At 39.1% G+C, this 17,201-nt stretch carries 18 protein-coding genes and 1 tRNA gene; 3 read left to right on the plus strand and 16 right to left on the minus strand.

Annotated features, from left to right (window positions below; genetic code table 11):
- Positions 1–264: 264 nt before the first annotated feature.
- The 9 genes from AC2HW8_RS01625 to AC2HW8_RS01665 all read right to left on the minus strand — a co-directional run bounded on the left by AC2HW8_RS01625 (position 265) and on the right by AC2HW8_RS01665 (position 9,608).
- Positions 265–1,494: a peptidase U32 family protein gene (locus tag AC2HW8_RS01625; protein WP_484327059.1), complete on the minus strand. Its 1,230-nt coding sequence runs from the start codon at positions 1,492–1,494 to the stop codon at positions 265–267.
- Positions 1,484–2,839, minus strand: a complete 1,356-nt coding sequence (gene mltG / locus AC2HW8_RS01630; RefSeq protein WP_484327060.1) for an endolytic transglycosylase MltG — start codon at positions 2,837–2,839, stop codon at positions 1,484–1,486. Before mltG ends, AC2HW8_RS01625 begins: the two co-directional genes overlap by 11 nt.
- A gap of 6 nt (positions 2,840–2,845) precedes the next feature.
- Positions 2,846–3,448, minus strand: a complete 603-nt coding sequence (locus tag AC2HW8_RS01635; RefSeq protein ID WP_484327061.1) for a 5-formyltetrahydrofolate cyclo-ligase — start codon at positions 3,446–3,448, stop codon at positions 2,846–2,848.
- Positions 3,439–3,978 carry a DJ-1 family glyoxalase III gene (locus tag AC2HW8_RS01640; RefSeq protein ID WP_484327062.1) on the minus strand — a complete coding sequence of 180 codons (540 nt, stop codon included), beginning with the start codon at positions 3,976–3,978 and terminating at the stop codon, positions 3,439–3,441. Before AC2HW8_RS01640 ends, AC2HW8_RS01635 begins: the two co-directional genes overlap by 10 nt.
- A gap of 13 nt (positions 3,979–3,991) precedes the next feature.
- Complete coding sequence (locus AC2HW8_RS01645; protein WP_484327063.1) at positions 3,992–4,780, minus strand: GNAT family N-acetyltransferase; 789 nt, start codon at positions 4,778–4,780, stop codon at positions 3,992–3,994.
- On the minus strand, positions 4,777–5,667 hold the full coding sequence (locus tag AC2HW8_RS01650) for a DUF2156 domain-containing protein (protein WP_484327064.1): 891 nt from the start codon (positions 5,665–5,667) through the stop codon (positions 4,777–4,779). The genes AC2HW8_RS01645 and AC2HW8_RS01650 overlap by 4 nt, the downstream gene beginning before the upstream one ends.
- Complete coding sequence (locus AC2HW8_RS01655; RefSeq protein ID WP_117520732.1) at positions 5,654–6,328, minus strand: dTMP kinase; 675 nt, start codon at positions 6,326–6,328, stop codon at positions 5,654–5,656. The genes AC2HW8_RS01650 and AC2HW8_RS01655 overlap by 14 nt, the downstream gene beginning before the upstream one ends.
- A gap of 9 nt (positions 6,329–6,337) precedes the next feature.
- Entirely contained in the window at positions 6,338–7,138 is an 801-nt protein-coding gene (gene thyX, locus AC2HW8_RS01660; protein ID WP_484327072.1) for an FAD-dependent thymidylate synthase, read from the minus strand.
- Between the two features lie 154 nt (positions 7,139–7,292).
- Entirely contained in the window at positions 7,293–9,608 is a 2,316-nt protein-coding gene (locus tag AC2HW8_RS01665) for a leucine-rich repeat protein (RefSeq protein WP_484327065.1), read from the minus strand.
- Positions 9,609–9,783: 175 nt separating this feature from the next.
- On the opposite strand from AC2HW8_RS01665, the gene AC2HW8_RS01670 reads away from it, so the two are divergent.
- Positions 9,784–10,110: a helix-turn-helix domain-containing protein gene (locus AC2HW8_RS01670; protein ID WP_181979566.1), complete on the plus strand. Its 327-nt coding sequence runs from the start codon at positions 9,784–9,786 to the stop codon at positions 10,108–10,110.
- A 363-nt stretch (positions 10,111–10,473) separates the two neighbouring features.
- On the opposite strand, the gene AC2HW8_RS01675 is transcribed toward AC2HW8_RS01670, so the two are convergent.
- Entirely contained in the window at positions 10,474–11,916 is a 1,443-nt protein-coding gene (locus tag AC2HW8_RS01675) for a nicotinate phosphoribosyltransferase (RefSeq protein WP_015523285.1), read from the minus strand.
- A gap of 210 nt (positions 11,917–12,126) precedes the next feature.
- Here AC2HW8_RS01675 and AC2HW8_RS01680 point away from each other — a divergent pair, with 210 nt between their 5' ends.
- Positions 12,127–12,294, plus strand: coding sequence for a hypothetical protein (locus tag AC2HW8_RS01680; protein ID WP_015523284.1), 168 nt, complete (start codon positions 12,127–12,129; stop codon positions 12,292–12,294).
- Between the two features lie 178 nt (positions 12,295–12,472).
- Positions 12,473–12,548, plus strand: a tRNA-Trp gene (locus tag AC2HW8_RS01685).
- Positions 12,549–12,600: 52 nt separating this feature from the next.
- Here AC2HW8_RS01685 and AC2HW8_RS01690 read toward each other — a convergent pair.
- The 6 genes from AC2HW8_RS01690 to AC2HW8_RS01715 all read right to left on the minus strand — a co-directional run.
- Positions 12,601–13,866: a tyrosine-type recombinase/integrase gene (locus AC2HW8_RS01690; RefSeq protein ID WP_484327066.1), complete on the minus strand. Its 1,266-nt coding sequence runs from the start codon at positions 13,864–13,866 to the stop codon at positions 12,601–12,603.
- A gap of 76 nt (positions 13,867–13,942) precedes the next feature.
- Positions 13,943–14,125: a helix-turn-helix domain-containing protein gene (locus AC2HW8_RS01695; protein ID WP_181971392.1), complete on the minus strand. Its 183-nt coding sequence runs from the start codon at positions 14,123–14,125 to the stop codon at positions 13,943–13,945.
- A 4-nt stretch (positions 14,126–14,129) separates the two neighbouring features.
- Positions 14,130–15,383, minus strand: coding sequence for an FtsK/SpoIIIE domain-containing protein (locus tag AC2HW8_RS01700; RefSeq protein ID WP_484327067.1), 1,254 nt, complete (start codon positions 15,381–15,383; stop codon positions 14,130–14,132).
- Positions 15,384–15,396: 13 nt separating this feature from the next.
- A complete protein-coding gene (locus AC2HW8_RS01705; protein WP_484327068.1) occupies positions 15,397–16,341 on the minus strand; it encodes a rolling circle replication-associated protein in 945 nt (314 codons plus the stop codon).
- 81 nt (positions 16,342–16,422) lie between these two features.
- Positions 16,423–16,773: a hypothetical protein gene (locus AC2HW8_RS01710; RefSeq protein ID WP_117521470.1), complete on the minus strand. Its 351-nt coding sequence runs from the start codon at positions 16,771–16,773 to the stop codon at positions 16,423–16,425.
- Positions 16,774–16,878: 105 nt separating this feature from the next.
- Positions 16,879–17,201, minus strand: a 323-nt coding sequence (locus AC2HW8_RS01715; RefSeq protein WP_484327069.1) for a hypothetical protein, incomplete at its 5' end; no start/stop codon positions are given.

Here is a 17,201-nt window from a genome sequence, read left to right on the forward strand (position 1 = left end):
GTACCACCCAAATTGACGCCAAGCGTCCGCTTTGAGTAATCGTCATAAGATTACATTTCCTTAACGCAGAAATACGCTGTGCTTAATCACACAGAGCTCAGGGGCAGCGCACCGAAACTTCACATAAAAGCCTTGCACCAAAACGGCTTTCTCTCTGAAATGCTGACATTTCGGTTAATCCCGTCACAGCCGAATATTGTAATTCAATTTCAATACATAGATTATAAAACTGTTTCTTTGTGTTGTCAATAGCAAAATTCGGGATTAATCACGCTTTTTTCTGATAACCGAGCCTGACGGAACGGGAGCGTTGCATTTCATTGTAAGTCTTTGCATCGGGTGCGGCGCACTATCAACGGGCAAGCCCTCGTCGGTTGTAAGTGATTCACACTTGATTTCAAACGGCACTCCGCTTGGCGGAAGTACATCAAGTGTGTCGCCCACATAGAATTTGTTGCGCTGAGTGATTACTGCGGTTGTGTCGTCAACAAGCTCTTCACACAATGCAACATTGTCATAATGACGGATATATCCTCCGTTACCCGTAACCTGACCGGGTTCTCTGCCGAAATAGAAGCCTGTGTTGTACTCACGGTGGCTGATTTTTTCAAGTTCTTCCCTTATCCACGGTTTGAGAACATAATCATCACCCTCTGCAAAATAATCGTCAACAGCGTGACGGTAAGCGTTTGTTGTAACAGCGACATAGTAAGCCGACTTTGCTCTGCCCTCAATCTTAAAGCTTGAAATACCTGCCTTTACAAGCTCGGGGATATGCTCAATCATACAGAGATCTCTTGAATTGTAGAGATATGTGCCGTCACCTGTTTCTTCAACGGGGAAATACTGTCCCTGACGGTTTTCTTCGTAAAGATGATACTTCCAGCGACACGGCTGAGCGCAGTCACCGTGGTTCGCATCTCTGCCTGTCATATAGCTTGAAATAAGGCACCTGCCTGAAAAAGAAACGCACATTGCACCGTGTACAAAGCATTCGATTTCAAGCTCTTTCGGAACTTTTGCACGCATTTCGGCAATTTCATCAAGCGGAATTTCTCTTGCAAGCACAACCCTTGACGCACCCATATTGTAAAGCACATTTGCCGCCGCATAGTTTGTTACTCCCGCCTGAGTCGAAATGTGGCGCTGAACCTTTGGCGCATACTTTTTAGCCGCCTCAAAAACACCGAGGTCGGCAATTATGAACGCATCAACTCCGCAAGCCTGAGCATTTTCCATAAATTCCTGAAGATGAGGAATTTCATTATTGCGTGGAAGTGTGTTGCAGGTCACATGGATTCTTGCGCCCTTTGCGTGGGCAAGGTCACAAGCTTTTTTGAGCTGATCGTTATCAAAATTCTGCGGTGCGGAACGCATTCCAAACATTTTTCCTGCAAGAAAAACTGCGTCTGCGCCAAAGTTTAAAGCAGATTTAAGGCAATCCATATCACCTGCCGGTGACAAAATTTCGGGTTTTTCAAAATTAGTTATCATAGCTTTCAATATACTCCAGATTTGCGTTTTGCTGTTCAAGTGTTGATGCGTAATAAGCCTGTCCCTTGCTGTCATGACAGAAGAAGTAATAATCCGAGCTGTTCGGATTGAGTGCGGCAATGATTGCGTCCATACCGGGGTTGCAGATAGGACCGTAAGGAAGTCCCTTCCTGTCATATGTATCATATCTGCTCTTGTAGGTGCTTCTGTCATTTTCGGGAACATCCTCAAGGCTTCTGTACGGATAGAACTTTGTTGAATCAAGACCGAGGCTTGACACGCCGAGACTGCTGTCAGCTGTAAGACGGTTGTGTAGAATTGAAGAAATGTAGTACATATCCTCTTTGTCAGCCGCCTCTGCCTGAATGATAGATGCGATTGTCATAACCTGATCAAGCGAATACTTTGTGTCGCTCTCTTCAACCATTTTCAAAACTGTTGTTTTCTTTGAATATCCGTCAACAGTCTGCTTTTCGTTAATCTTTGTTTCGTAGTTGTTGAGAAATTTGTAGATTACGGATTCTGCATTTTCGTTTCTGTAGAATTCGTAGGTATCCGGATAGAGATAGCCCTCAAGCTTGTAGTAACGCTTGTCCGCATTTGTTTCAGCCTTGATAAAGTCAAAGTCGCTGTCAAACTTTTCGGAATTGCAAAGCGAAAGAAACTCGTCCCTGTCGCCCAAAGCACCGTTCTTTTTGAGAGTGTCGGCAATTTCAAGAACGCTTTCGCCCTCGGTAATTGTAACGGAAACCGTGTCGGTTCTGTTGTTGTTACTCGAAAGGAAGTTGATGATTGCCTCGTAGTCCATATTTCTGCGAATTTCATATGTACCCTGAGTAAAATCATCGGCAGACTTTGTGACATTGACAAAAAGCTTGAAATATGACGGCTCACCGATTACTTTATTGTCAACAAGTACCTTTGTAACATCGTCAACAGTCGGATTTTCGGGAATTTCAATTTTCACGGTTGAGGAATCGGTTCTGTTCACGGCAAGCAAATCGTTCATGCCTGTTATCATATATACAGCCGCCATTGCTCCGACAATTAAAACCGAGATAATCCAGATAAAGCGGAAGGTTCTGCGATTATACTTGTTCTTTGCTTTAAGAGCCTTTTTTTCTTCCTTTTTCTTCTGCTTTAAAACCTGCTTTGATTCACGGGCCATTTGCTTTTTGACATCCTGACCGCTGTATGAATTAAGGTTTGACGGTTCATCCTCAGACTTGACTAAATTATCGTCCTCATACTCGCTTTCATCAATATTAAGTTTAAAGTTTTCGGCTCTTCTGCGACGCTGAGCGTTAAGCTCCTGTTCGCTCATATTAAAATTATCAGGGTTCATAATGTATCATTCCTTTACAAACTCGTTATTTGTTCGGTTGGTATATTTTTCGGTAATCACGGCGTCAACGGGGCGGTCGAACACTCCCGAGGGCAGAGTATGCTCTATACATTTGGAGTAGCAAAGCCCAACGCTTGTTCCCGAAAAATTCTGTAAAAATCTGTCATAGTAACCCTTGCCGAATCCAAGGCGGAATCCCTGCATATCAAAGCAAAGTCCCGGAACAAGGCAGAGTCCGTGTGAGAAATCCTCGTACTTTTCGCAAACCTCGGGGTTTGGTTCCATGATTGAAAACGCACCCTTTTCAAGCTGAGAAAGTGAATTTACAATGTAAAAATCCATTTCGCCGAAATTATTTTTACACTTTGGCAAAGCAAGCCTTTTGCCGTCTTTCAGCGTTGTTTCAAGAATAAGCGAGGTGTCAACCTCAATCGGTGATGAAACAAAGGCAAAAAGCACATCACAGTTTTTGTATTCCTCACTTGCCAGAAAAGCGTTCTGCAAGGCGAGGTCAAGCTGTTGCTTTTTTTCGGGAGGACAGCTTTTTCGGATTTTTTTATATTTTGCACGGAGCTGACTTTTCAGCTCACGAACATTTTTCACAGGCATTGCATATCACCGATAACCTTGTCGGCGGCATCCTTTGATACTGCGAGAGAAACAATTGCGTGACCGAATTCAATTGCACAGCCTGCGCCCTTTGCGGTAATAATATTGCCGTCCGTTACGGTGTGAGTGCCTGTATAGTCTGCACCCTTGAGTTCCTTTTCAAAGCCCGGAAAACAGGTTGCCTTTTTGCTGTCAAGGATTCCGAGATGACCGAGAATTGACGGAGCGGCACAGATTGCGGCAACGATTTTGCCGTTTTCACAGCTATACTTAACAGCCTCAATAACCTTTTCGTTTGCCTCAAGATTGAGAGTTCCGGGCATACCGCCGGGGAGTACAACACCCTGAACATCGTCAAGGTCAATATTGTCAATTGTGATATCGGCTTTTACAGGCACACCGTGTGAGCTTGTAACACATTCGCCTGTTACACCGACTGTTTTAACATCAAGCTTTGCCCTGCGCATTACATCAACGGGGGCAAGCGCCTCTGTTTCTTCAAAGCCTTCTGCAAGAAATACATAGAACATAGTAAACTTCCTTTCAGGAAAGAGTAATCCCGATATAGACATCGTCGGGAATTTTATGGTTTTTGTAGAGTGATTTAATCATTCCGCATTTTTGTGATTCGCAGTTTTCAAAAAGAGCGTTATCGGATTTGCCCGTAAACACAAACCTTTCTGATTTTGTATTTTCAAGCAAAAGTGCGGAAAGTTCGTTTATATTTTTATAAGCCGAGTAAAAAACATCGGCAGTATTTTCGTTTTCATCAAATACGGCAAAGCAGTCATTCTTATTGATCACCTTTGAGCCGTAAATCTCATAATAGAACTTTGCAAATTCAAAAAAATTCTCATTATATATGAAAGAATTTTCTTTTGAACAGCCGATATTCAAGCCCTTCTCTGCAAAACTTTCAAGCGTTTGTCTTGAAATTTCACGGCTTTTTACGATGCAGCTTGGAGCATATCCGAGTTTTGTGTAAAAGCCATACAAGCCGTCATTTGCAGGAAAAAGCAGAGAATAGACATCACCGTTATTCTTTGCATCATCAAGTGCAAAATCAATCAACCTTGACATTATCCCGTTGCCACGGAAAGATTTATCGGTTGATGCACCGCAAAGATAATGCGATTTTTCGCCGTTGAGCGTACCTTTTACAAGGTAAAGAGCAGAAACGATTCTATCGTCAACAACGGCACAGTAGCCGTCAAAAAGGTCGCTGTCAAAAATCAGATTGACGGCAGTTACATCCTCGTCAAAACACGAGAGCCACAGCTTTTTAAGGCTTTCGGTATCGGATTTTTCGGTTTTGCGAAATATCGTTTTCATCGTTTTTTCGGTATTGCATTCCAGCGGTCGAGGATAATAACGGGATTGTATGAAAGTTTAGACTTTTTGAGTCCCTCAAGTCCCATATCTTCCTCACGGTTTATATACTCATACTGCGTAAGAGTTTTGGCAAATTCGTTGTTGATTACGGCATAAACACCGTCATATTCACGAAGTGCCTTTTCAAAGTTGATGTCATACACCTTGGGTGAAATTTCACTTCCGAGTGTCATGGCAACGGGCTTTGAGTCAACATACAGTACAGCGCCCTTGACATTGTATTCGTCTTTGAGGTCGCACATTTCCCTGATTGCCATAATTTCGCTTGAAGCTTCGGGATCGGTGTCATTTTCCGCACACCATAGTTTTGCAACCATTAATGCATCGGGAATGTTTGAATCCGACAGAGTTTCAAAACGGGTATCGGTGTAGGTTCTGTAAAATTTTGAAATGTGGTTACGCTTTGCGTGAAACCTTTTGCCCGCAAGGGTTGCAAGGTCACGGGAAGTGTAGATGTAATCCTGATTTTCGGGTGAACGGACATAATCAAATTTGTCGGGAAACATTGTTTCAAGCATTGCACGATTGCCGTTTGTCAGCATAACAATTCGCAAATTGCCGTTTCTCTCCTCGGCATCTTTGAAAACCTCTTCAAGCGCACCCTTTATATTTTTGCCTGTAGGCATACAGTAACCCCAGACGGACTCGTCGGGATTACAATACACCTTGACAATTGTATCATCATAAAAAGCAAATTTAATATTGTATTCGTTTCGCCAAAGATAAGCGTTCAAAAGGTTGGTATCGCAACCCATGCACTCATCATAATCGTAGTATTTTTTAAGTTCGTTTATGTCACTTTGCTCAATTTTTTTAAAGCTCAGCATAAATTTCAGCCGCTACCCTCTCTATCTCTTCCGATATTTTTTCTATACTCTTAATCTCTCCGTTTTCACAGCAATTAATAACCTTCCAGCCGCATTTTTTAGCGGCATAAACTGCACTTTTTCGACAGTCAAGAAGGAAACGGAGATTTTTCTCATGCAAATCTTTCTTGCTGTTGTCACCGCCGTAGCGTTTTTCCATAAGCTTCTGCGAAACCTCGGGTTCAACATCAAGGTAGATTACAAGATCGGGTTTCGGAATCCCGAGTTTTTCGTATTCAAAATCGTTCAGCCAATCAATAAAGCTGTTCCACTCCTCTTTCGGGAGTTTGGACATCTGATAAATTATATTTGAAGTCACATAGCGGTCGCTTAAAATCACACCGCCGTTGTCACATTCCTTTTTCCAAAACTGAAGATAGCTTGCAACACGGTCAACCGCATAAAATGCACTCGCCGCATAGGCATTGACATCATCGGGCTTGTCACCGAATTCGCCGTCAAGATACATCTTCACGGGAGCGGCGGCAGGACTTTCATAATTCGGAAATTCAAGCTTTGTGACCTTTTTGCCGAGAGCGGAAAATTTTTCGCACAAAATCTTTGTCTGCGTAGCTTTTCCGCTGCCGTCAAGTCCCTCAATAACAATAATTTTGCTTTTCATATATATACCTTACTTTTCTCTGCCGTATTTCTGACGCATTTCCTTTTGCTTTCCGCAACACATATTGCCCTCGGGGCATGGTCCGAACAGGCATGACGGGCCGCAGTTTTTGAAAAGATGCGGAGCAACCTCAAGACATTGCAAAAGCATCTGTTCGGCAACCCCACGAATTTCCCACTGTGCTCTGTTGCAGCAACGGTGTGCAAAAAAGTTCTGCAAGCTTCTTGCATTGAAAGTGCAGACAATTTTTGTTGTCGATGCATTCGGAAGAATAAATCTTGCGTCCTCATTGGCTTTCTTGATGAAAGCATTGCAGGATTTTTTATCGTCAGCCTTGTAGGCATTGATAATTTCTTCATCCGTTCCGCTGTATTTATCGGGACATTTCTCGTTGATGTAACCGACAGCAAGTGCATCTCTGATTTCTTTGTAAGCGTCAGCCTCAACCTTGAGAGCCTTTTCATAGGCGGCAAGAGCCTTTTCGTTCTTTGCAATCTCGGGCGGAGTTACAAAGTCAAACCTTGTGCCGTCAACATATCGCTGTGACTGCTGACTGTAGGATGCAATTCTGTGGCGGACAAGCTGGTGTGAGCAGGCTCTTGAAATGCCCTCAATGCCGAATGTAAAATATGCGTGTTCGGTCGGACTTGCATGGCCGAGGCTTGCAAGCATATCAATAAATGAGGAAGTTTTTTCCTCGTCAAGACCTTCTCTTATATCTTCAATCCCTGACGGCGAGTAGCAAAGCTTTGCCGCCATTGCAACCGTCTGTTCAGGGTTAGGTGTGTGTGTAAGGAGCGTTACCTTTATTGCCATTTTTCGTTTTCATCTCCCATTTTCGATAAAGTTATTCACAATTTCCGATATTCGGATTTATTATAACATTATTATTCAGTCTTTTCAATGGTAAAAACAAGCAAAAATCCCGACATCACAAAACCTGTCGGGATTTCTGATTAAAATACTATTTTCTTGTAATTGACCAACCCTTTGAGTTGAAACCGCTTACCGTTTTGCCTTTCCTGTCAATACAACGGACTGTGTAGGTCGCCTTCCTACCCTTTTTAGCACCTGAATCTGTGAAAGAGGTTGAAGTTGTGTCCTTAACCTTTGTCCAGCTTCCGCCGTCATATTTTCTGTAAAGTCTGTAGCCGTAAACGCCTGCGATTTTATTCCAAGTTACGCTTACACCCTTTGATGTGTTTGATAGCCTTGTAATTGTCGGTGCAACGGGCGTGTATTTTTTCGACCAACCCCTTGAATAAAAACCGCTGACGGTATTGCCGTTCTTGTCAATACAACGGATTGTGTAGGTTTCGGTTCTGTTAGGACTTACTCCCGAATCGGTGAACGATGTGGCAGTTGTGTCCTTAAATCTCTTCCAACCGCCTGATGATGTTTTATAGTAAAGTCTGTAACCGTAAACACCTGCGATTTTATTCCAGCTAAGTTTAATACCTCCCGATGTGTTGTCAAGCTTTGAAATTGTCGGAGCAGCGGGAGTATACTTCTTTGACCAACCGTTTGAGTTAAAACTGCTGATTGTGTTTCCGTTCTTATCAATGCAACGGATTGTGTATGTTTCGGTTCTGTTAGGACTTACGCCTGAATCGGTGAACGATGTGGCAGTTGTGTCCTTAAATCTCTTCCAACCGCCTGATGATGTTTTATAGTAAAGTCTGTAACCGTAAACACCTGCGATTTTGTTCCACGAAATTTTGATACCGCCTGTGGTGATATCGAGTTTTGAAATTGTCGGAGCAACAGGTGTATATTTTTTTGACCAGCCTGTCGAGTTAAATCCGCTGATTGTGTTGCCGTTTTTGTCAATACAACGGATTGTGTAGGTTTCGGTTCTGTTAGGACTTACTCCCGAATCGGTGAACGATGTGGCAGTTGTGTCCTTAAATCTCTTCCAACCGCCTGACGATGTTTTATAGTAAAGTCTGTAACCGTAAACACCTGCGATTTTGTTCCAACTAAGCTTGATACCGTCTTTGGTGATATCGAGTTTTGAAACTGTCGGAGCGGCAGGTGTATATTTTTTCGACCAGCCTGTCGAGTTAAATCCGCTGATTGTGTTGCCGTTTTTGTCAATACAACGGATTGTATATGTTTCGGTTTTATTCGGTACTACTCCCGAATCAGTAAATGATGTGGCGGTTGTGTCTTTAAAGCGTTTCCAACCACCCGATACAGGCTTGTAATAAAGTCTGTAGCCGTAAGCGCCGTCAACCTTGTTCCACGAAATTTTGATACCGCCCGTTGCGTTTGAAAGACCTGTAATCTGCGGAGCGGGAAGATTTACGGTAACTTTGCAAGTGGCTGTTTTGCCGTTTGAAGTTTTTACCGTGATTGTTGCAGTTCCCGACGCTTTGGCAGTTACCTTGCCGTTTTTGTCAACAGTCGCAACGCTTGTGTTTGAACTTCTCCAAGTGTAAGAAGTCACGGCATTTGACGGCGAAACCGTCTTAATAAGCGTATATGTCCTGCCGATTTCCAAAGCTAATGATGTTTTGTTTAATGATACCGAGGTTGGGTCTGAAATCTCAATAAATTTAAATCCATTTTCTTTTGCATATTCTTCTGCGGCTGTGCCTTTGTAACCTTTGATTGTAATAGGAAAACTATCGACAGTTCCGAATGTGTACTCTCCTATTGATTTAACACTTTTTGGAATAACTATTGTTTTGAGATTTTCATTGTAAAAAAATTCGTCTGCCATAGATAATTCACTGACTGTATCAGGAATTGTATATTCCTTATCCTTTTTACCAGCAGGATAACGACATATAGAAGTTTTACTCTTATCGAAAGGAACTCCATCAATACTGCAATAATAATTATTATCTTCAGAAAACACAATCTTCTCCAGAGAATTACATCCACTCAAAGTGTACATATCAAAAAGGCTCTTCTCAAAACCACTGCCTATATAAATCTCTTTCAAATTGTTACATTTTTGAAAGCACCCATACATAGGTGACCAACATATTTCTTTTACACTATCTGGAATAACAATTTTTTCCAAACTGCTACAATCATAAAAAGCCCCCGCCCCTATCTTACAAACCTTATAGTCATGAATAGTTGAGGGTATAGTAACATTAGCCGCAGAACCATTGTATTTGGTAATGGTGCATGTATAATCATCTTCGAGGGTATATTCAAAGTCGCCGTAGGTTGCCGCACTTACGGTGAGCGGTACGATTGTCAAGATGCCGAGCATCATTACAACCGCAAGAATAACCGATGTTAATTTTTTGACTTTAGTTCTCATAATTGACCTCCTAATAAAATATAACAGCAAGAATGATTATCTTGTTAGGATAATTATATATTCCTAATTTGCAATTGTCAACATATTTTAATCTGATTTGGCTATTATTTTTATTATTTATGAAACAAATGGTATAATAAATCGAAGAAACTAAATTACAGGCAAAGGTGTTATTATGGAGTTTTCAGTCAGATTAAAAGAATTGCGTGTTGACAACGATATGTCACAGACTGAGCTTGCGGAAAAGCTGAATTTAAAGGCGAGTGCGATTTCAAAATATGAAAAGGGCATTACACAGCCGTCTATTGACACGCTCAAAAGCTTGGCGGAAATTTTCAGCGTTACGGTTGACTACCTTATCGGTATGTCAGATATCAAAAATCCATACAGCAACTCACAAATTACACCGAACGAAGCCGATTTGATAGAACATTTCAGACAACTGACCTACGAAAACAAAATCCGAATTGATGAAAGAATTAAAACAATGGCAGATGCGTGATACTGCGTAATATATAGTAAGATGTAAGCGGAGAGTATCCGCCTTTTTTATTTTAGAACGAAATTTGATTAAAGAATTGATTTGCAATAATAAATCGGTTGGTAATAAGGGTATATAAGTTAATTTAAGTATAATATAGTGTGTCGGGCGGTCAAAAACCGCCGTTTATTTTTGCCCAAAATAGTTGGGAATAGAATTATATTTCGTTCACAGAATTATCCAAATAAGACAATTTTTTAAGCAATTGCAAAATTGTAACGGCAAACAATATCCATACATATAAAAACGGTCGGATAGACGAACTACCCGACCGTAAATTTTACTTTTCAATTTTCAGATTTTTAATTAAAGATTAATCAAAAATCACTTTTCATAGATATTGAGCAAAAGAGCCTTGATGTCATAGAGTTTCTTTGAGAGGTCAACATAATAGTTATGCGGATTTTCAAAACGCTTAACCTCGTCCCAGAGAAGGTCAATCTGCTCACGGCAATAGGTTGCGATTTCCTCAATTGACGGTGACTCATACACGCACTTGCCGTTTTTGAAGATTGGCACAAGAAGTTCCTTTGCGGTATAGTTATCAAGCATTTTTGTTTTCCAAACTGCATTCGGATCGAAAATTGTTCTCGGCTTTGAATCGTCAACAACCTCATCATAAATGCAAAGCTCATCGGCAATAGCCTTGCCGCTGTCCTTGTCAAAATAGCGGTAAACCTTTTTGAAGTGCGGATTTGTAATCTTGGTTGTATTTTCGCTGACCTTGATTTTCGGCACAATTTCACCGCCGTCATTTTCAACGGCAACAAGCTTATAAACACCGCCGAATACAGGCGAACTTGATGAAGTGATGAGTCTTTCACCAACGCCGAATGTATCAACCTGAGCGCCCTGCATCATAAGGTCACGAATAAGGTACTCGTCAAGAGCGTTTGACGCAGTAATTGTACATTCAGTAAGACCTGCGTCATCAAGCATTTTTCTTGCTTTCTTTGAAAGATAGGAAATATCGCCCGAATCAAGGCGGATTGCACACTTGGTCTTACCCTGCGGAAGAAGAACCTCCTTGAACACCTTAATGGCATTCGGGACACCGCTCTTTAATGTGTTGTATGTATCAACAAGGAGAGTAGGATTATCGGGGTACATTTCGCAGTAGGTTTTAAAAGCGTCATACTCGCTGTTGAACATCTGAACCCATGAATGTGCCATTGTACCGCCGGCGGGAACGCCGTAAAGCTCGTCTGTAAGTGTGCAGGCTGTACCCTTGCAGCCGCCGATATATGCGGCTCTTGCGCCGTCAACTGCGGCATTTGCACCCTGAGCACGGCGTGAACCGAATTCAAGTACGGCTCTGCCCTGAGCGGCACGGACAATTCTGTTAGCCTTTGTCGCAATGAGAGTCTGATGATTGATTGTGAGGAGAAGGAATGTTTCAACAAGCTGAGCTTCAATTGCAGGCGCTTTGATTGTCATAACAGGCTCGTTCGGGAAAATCGGAGTTCCCTCGGGAATTGCATAAACATCACCGCTGAATTTGAAATTTCTCAAATACTCAAGAAACTGCTCGTCAAAAATGCCCTTGCTCTTGAGATATTCGATATCCTCGTCTTCAAAATGAAGTTCCCTGATGTATTCAATAGCCTGTTCAAGACCTGCCATAATCGCAAAACCGCCGTTGTCGGGAACTTTGCGGAAGAACACATCAAAATAGACATTCTTTTTATAAAAACCGTTTTTAAAATAGCCGTTTGACATTGTAAATTCGTAGAAGTCACACAGCATAGCCATATTTTCTTTTTTCATAATAATCACCTTGAATGAGATTGTATATTCTGCAACGCAGAAGTATAGATATAGTTTAGTCTTTTTTCGTCAATTTGTAAAGCGGAATTTGCACAAAAGCCGTTAAAATCCAACCCTCTTGCCTATACATTTTTAATATCTCGGTTGACATTTTACCGCTTAAAGGTATAATTAAGTTATATCGAAAACAATCCACTCGGAGGTAAAAATATGAACAGCGAAAATAATAAACTCTGCCCATTCTGCGAAAGCGAAATGATGATTATTCAGGACAACCTCAACAACGGCAAGCCGTACCTTGAATGCCCCACCTGCGGACTCCGTTTCCAAATTGAAGGCTTCCCCGAAAATCCGCAGGAAATCAGAGAAACTGAGTGATTTGGTCTGAACATTTGTATTGCAGATATTGAAAAAATCACCGCTCGGCTCAAAATGTCAAATTTCACAAAAATGTGTTGACAAATCGACTGAACGGTGATATAATCTATCTTGCGTTGAAATTTATAAGTAAGTTCACAAAACTGACCTTCATAATTTCATCGGTTGAAATTAATATAGGGGTATAGCTCAGTTGGTAGAGCAGCGGTCTCCAAAACCGCGTGCCGAGGGTTCAAGTCCTTCTGCCCCTGCCATTTAAAAGCACTTCAAAAAGGCGATACGCAAGCCGTTTTTGAGGTGTTTTTGTTATTTATCAAGGATTTTTAAATTTGCCCTGTAGCTATTGATTTCTACAATTTTGGCTGATTTTTCTACAACTTTTCGACTTTTTTCTTCTCTAAAAATCTGTTCATAATCAGAAGCTATTGCAATTTTAGAAGTTTTATCAACATGAGCATAAAAACGAAAAGTAGTTGACGGATTACTGTGTCCTAACCATTCAGCTGTTTGGACATAAGAAAAACCTTTATTAAGCAAATTACTTGCCACACTATGCCTTAAATCGTGCAAACGCAAGCCGTAATAACCCAAACTGTCAGCTATTCTGCGAAAATTCTTTGTTAAATAATTCGGTGTCATAACTGAACCGTTTTCGTGCGTAAATACAAAATCACTATCAGAATACAATTCTTCAAATTCCTTCTTGTTTTCAAACTGCCATTGCTTTTGAACAAGAAGTTTTTCTTTTATAACAGGAATTAACGGCATTGTTCTGTTACTGCTTGCATTTTTAGTATCATCGGTATAATTTGATTCGCCCGTGAGTTCCTTTGTGCTTTGCTGTAAAGTTTCGCAAATATGAATGGTGTTATTTTCAAAATCCACACAACTCCACTTAATGCCCAAAACTTCACTTCTTCGCAATCCATATATCGAACACAGTAAGACAGGCAAATAAATTATTTCATTCTCAATAGCCGTCAGCATATTGTTAATCTGTTTTTGATTTAGAAACTTTGCATTAAAAGTTTTCAACTTTGGTCTTTTGGAACTAACATCAGGATTAAAATTTATGTAACCCTTTTCCACAGCGTCATTCAGTGCTTTTGAAATATTTTGATGATGGTGCTGTATTGTGCGAGGAGAAAGCGGTTCAGCTTTTTCAAGTTTGCTGTTTGTATTATTTTTAAATTTGTAGTAAGCCGTTAAATCGCAAGGTTTTAGTTCCTGTAATCGTATACCTTTTTCACGAAAATATGGGATAATGTGCTTTTCCATATTTCCTTTGTAATTTCGGTAAGTATTTGGTCTTACTTCTAATTTAATATCGTTCAGCCACAATTCAAAATAATCTGCAACAGTAATTTCACTGTAGAAGGTTTTACACTCCTTGCTGTACTGTTCAATAAGATCTTGCAAAAACGCTTCTGCCTTTCTCTTATTATTTTTGACAGGCAGTTTTGTTGTACGCCAAATCTGCTTTCTTTTTCCGTTTTCATCAGTTACATATAATCGAGCATACCAAATTCCGTTTTTCTCAACTATGCTTCCATTGACTCTATTCTTATTCATTACTTTCCTTTCCGAAAGAGCCAACCATAACTGATATAATAATACCATTTACAGTTGGCTCTTTCAAGATTTTTTGCTAAAAACAGCTATTCAAATATGTTTGTATGCTCTTCTTTGGAATTATGTATTTAGTGCCGATTCTTTTGGATTTCAGCGTTCCGTTTTTAAGCATTGTATATACGGCATTTCTGCCTATACCTAAAATATTCTGAACATCTTTAACCGTCAGCACCTCTCCATAATCACATAATTTTTTCATATAATCACCATTCGCTATCATCAAAATAATAAGCCTTAAACAGCACACCTGTATTCGTAAGGAATATACCTTGCTTGTCCTTTGGAATTTTCTCCGCTCCGTCAGGGTTATCAAGAATAATCTGAGAAAGCACCTTGTCAGCCCTACCGCAAATTCTAAAGTCGATATTATTTTTTATCTGACCTTTGAGAATATCGGCATCAGGTCTTTGAGTAGCTAAAATCAAGTGTATTCCAAAGGCTCTGCCTTGCCTTGCTATTGTTGATAACAAACTCTCAATTTTTGCAATCTGAACCTTGCTTTCTTTATCAAGCCCTGTTTTATCAAGCAATTCTGCAATTTCATCGCAAGCAAAAACTATTCTGTGAAAATTACAATCGGTCAGTTTATTGTATTGTTCAATGTTAGCACACTCGCAATCAATAAATAACTGTTTACGGCTGTTGAGTTCTTCCACAATGTATTCAAGACGATTTATAAGTTGTTCTTGTTGAGTGATTATATTACATTTTCTTTTCCATATTCCATAAAAATCCACTCCGCCTTTAAAATCAGCTATGTAAATTCCAAAACCTTTTTCAACACATTGCATTAGAACCAGTTTTAGCAAAACAGATTTTCCCGAACCTGAACTACCGCCTATTAAAATATGCGGAGTTACCTTTAAATCTGTCATTACCTTATCAAGCTGGCTTTCTCCAAGTAACAAAACACTTTCCTTTTCAGATAAATATTTATTTTCCCACATAAGTATTTGCGGAAATTCTTTGTTCGCTGTCACTGTTTTTATAAACACATGCTGAAAGTCTTTTCCTGATTCAATGCTTACTATACGAACATTAAGGGCGGTTTCAATATCAGAACGTTTTTTCTCGTATTCGGTAATTGGTATTGTAGGAGAATAAAATTCAAATACTTCTGCTTTTGCTTGTCTGAATCTTGATAACAAAAGCGGTGTTTCTCCAAATCTATCCTTAAATCCAATACTGCTTAAACACATCTCAATTCTTTTAGCTGATAAAGGAGTACCTAAAAATGAGATAATAAGCAAAGTTCCAATGATTGAAAAAACAATCAGTATAAAGTCAAAAATCCATAATAAAACATCGTTTAATATTTTATCTTTTGCAATGAACCACAACAAAATCACAGCAGTTAGAAAAGCTAAAGGCATTACTGCTTTTACTCGTTTATTCTTTATGTTTTCAAATCCTTTGGATAATCTAATTATTTTTATTTCACCAAATAATCTTTTCAAATTATGTCACCCCCTAACAGATAGATTCATATGTGTTGATGTGCTTTTTGTATATTTGTTTTACATAATTACTTTTAAAATCTCGTTCAATATCTAAAATCTCCAATGCATACTCACCTACCTTTGTGAAACCTTGTTTTGAAACAAGTTCTATTGCTTCTCCATAAGGCAATCTACAAACTGTCGGTTTCTTGATTCCTCTAGAGTGCCGAAACAATCTGATTCCAACAGGGAGCATTTTTAATCTTGCACCTTTTATAATCTTTTTCCTGTTACCCATAACAGATATTTCTTTTATTTCTCCTCCAACTATTTCAGGAGAAACTTCTAAATCATTATCAATCGGGAAATCAGTTAGATATGCAGTAAGATATTTACCTATATTGTCAATATTCTTATCTATTGATTTAATAGATACAAAGCCCAATCCCCATATATCAGCAACAATTTTATTATCAATATAAGGAGCCTTCCTATTAAAGATAAATATCCCATGCAGATGAAATGCACCTCGTTCTTGTGCTTCAACTGTTATAATGTACTCATATTTGTAACCCTTTTTAGATAAAAACCTCTTAAAGCGTTTATTAAAGTTTTTAAAATCATTATAGAGTTTCTTAGAATCTCTCATATTTTCTTTGTAGGTGAAAGTTATAAATCTGCATTGTTCTGCATTATCAAAAGTTATATTTGAATTTATTAAATCCGATAAACTACGCATACTTTTTTCTAGATTACGCAAATTCTCTGTTCGGTCTAATGCGTGGTGCTGTACTTTTTTAACTTCACCTGTAGATACTACTACAAATTCTTCTTTAGATAAAGGTACAATAGTTTTCCCGTTATTCCTGTTACTGGATAACGAAATTTCTTGAATATTACCCATAGTTTTTAATGTAGCAGTAGTATATAAATCAATTGTATCGGGCACATCAATTTTACGCTTTATAACGCTCATGGAATAATATCACCTGATAATCAAGTTAATAATGCTTAGTCTGCAACCCTTTTACAGGGTTGCAGACCAGCATAGTTTTAATTACTTACCAACTATTTCAATATTTTCTGCGGTAATACTGAGTGCATTTCTATATTCACCATATACAACTGCTTCAGGATTAACTAAGCGGATAACTGTATTCATCGGAACATTATTGAGCTTTGCAGGGATTTTTACAGACAGTTTCTCATAAAGATTATTCACAACATTTCCGTCTGAATTTCCGTAATCTGTTTCATCGGAAACTATGACTACATCAATTTTTGTTCCGAGCACCCTTTGCGTTTCGAAGTCCCTCCATTCTTGAACTCCTGCGGTCATCAGTTTCTTTTTTGCCAACCATGTATCTATATCAAAATACTGGAAGAGTGAAAGTTTTTTTAAAGACATAATAGCCACCTTTCTGCCTGATATGTAAGGCTGTAAAATTTGTTTTATAAGGTAACTAAATGCAAAGATTTTTAATCTTTGCATTTAGTTGTTGGGGGAAAAATATCATCCATCAATTCTCAAGAATAAATATTTTTCTGCAAATGCATCTAACATTTTTTTTAGATGTATTGTATATTCGCACATCAAAAAATACATCAATTCAAAAGAATGCATAGAATTGATTTCAAAAGCTCCTTTGGCATTTATATGTCCAAATTCATTTATCTGCAAGAAATCAAAATAATTATCATCTTCCAAAATAGGATCAATAACAACATTTATAAAAAGTGTAATATTGCTATATATATCATTAGATAACTTAGTACGATACTTCTTAATTCTATTGAGATTGTTCTTGATAAATATTTTGTTTTCTATATTATCAA

The organism is Ruminococcoides sp., assembly GCF_057037865.1.

What these genes read in the sequence shown, in the direction of transcription:
- AC2HW8_RS01665 (WP_484327065.1), bottom strand. Translation starts at nt 9,608, where the DNA reads ATGAGAACTAAAGTCAAAAAATTAACATCGGTTATTCTTGCGGTTGTA.
- AC2HW8_RS01625 (WP_484327059.1), bottom strand. Translation starts at nt 1,494, where the DNA reads ATGATAACTAATTTTGAAAAACCCGAAATTTTGTCACCGGCAGGTGAT.
- AC2HW8_RS01670 (WP_181979566.1), top strand. Translation starts at nt 9,784, where the DNA reads ATGGAGTTTTCAGTCAGATTAAAAGAATTGCGTGTTGACAACGATATG.
- AC2HW8_RS01655 (WP_117520732.1), bottom strand. Translation starts at nt 6,328, where the DNA reads ATGAAAAGCAAAATTATTGTTATTGAGGGACTTGACGGCAGCGGAAAA.
- mltG (WP_484327060.1), bottom strand. Translation starts at nt 2,839, where the DNA reads ATGAACCCTGATAATTTTAATATGAGCGAACAGGAGCTTAACGCTCAG.
- AC2HW8_RS01690 (WP_484327066.1), bottom strand. Translation starts at nt 13,866, where the DNA reads ATGAATAAGAATAGAGTCAATGGAAGCATAGTTGAGAAAAACGGAATT.
- AC2HW8_RS01645 (WP_484327063.1), bottom strand. Translation starts at nt 4,780, where the DNA reads ATGAAAACGATATTTCGCAAAACCGAAAAATCCGATACCGAAAGCCTT.
- AC2HW8_RS01695 (WP_181971392.1), bottom strand. Translation starts at nt 14,125, where the DNA reads ATGAAAAAATTATGTGATTATGGAGAGGTGCTGACGGTTAAAGATGTT.
- AC2HW8_RS01680 (WP_015523284.1), top strand. Translation starts at nt 12,127, where the DNA reads ATGAACAGCGAAAATAATAAACTCTGCCCATTCTGCGAAAGCGAAATG.
- AC2HW8_RS01640 (WP_484327062.1), bottom strand. Translation starts at nt 3,978, where the DNA reads ATGTTCTATGTATTTCTTGCAGAAGGCTTTGAAGAAACAGAGGCGCTT.
- AC2HW8_RS01710 (WP_117521470.1), bottom strand. Translation starts at nt 16,773, where the DNA reads ATGTCTTTAAAAAAACTTTCACTCTTCCAGTATTTTGATATAGATACA.
- AC2HW8_RS01650 (WP_484327064.1), bottom strand. Translation starts at nt 5,667, where the DNA reads ATGCTGAGCTTTAAAAAAATTGAGCAAAGTGACATAAACGAACTTAAA.
- AC2HW8_RS01635 (WP_484327061.1), bottom strand. Translation starts at nt 3,448, where the DNA reads ATGCCTGTGAAAAATGTTCGTGAGCTGAAAAGTCAGCTCCGTGCAAAA.
- AC2HW8_RS01705 (WP_484327068.1), bottom strand. Translation starts at nt 16,341, where the DNA reads ATGAGCGTTATAAAGCGTAAAATTGATGTGCCCGATACAATTGATTTA.
- AC2HW8_RS01675 (WP_015523285.1), bottom strand. Translation starts at nt 11,916, where the DNA reads ATGAAAAAAGAAAATATGGCTATGCTGTGTGACTTCTACGAATTTACA.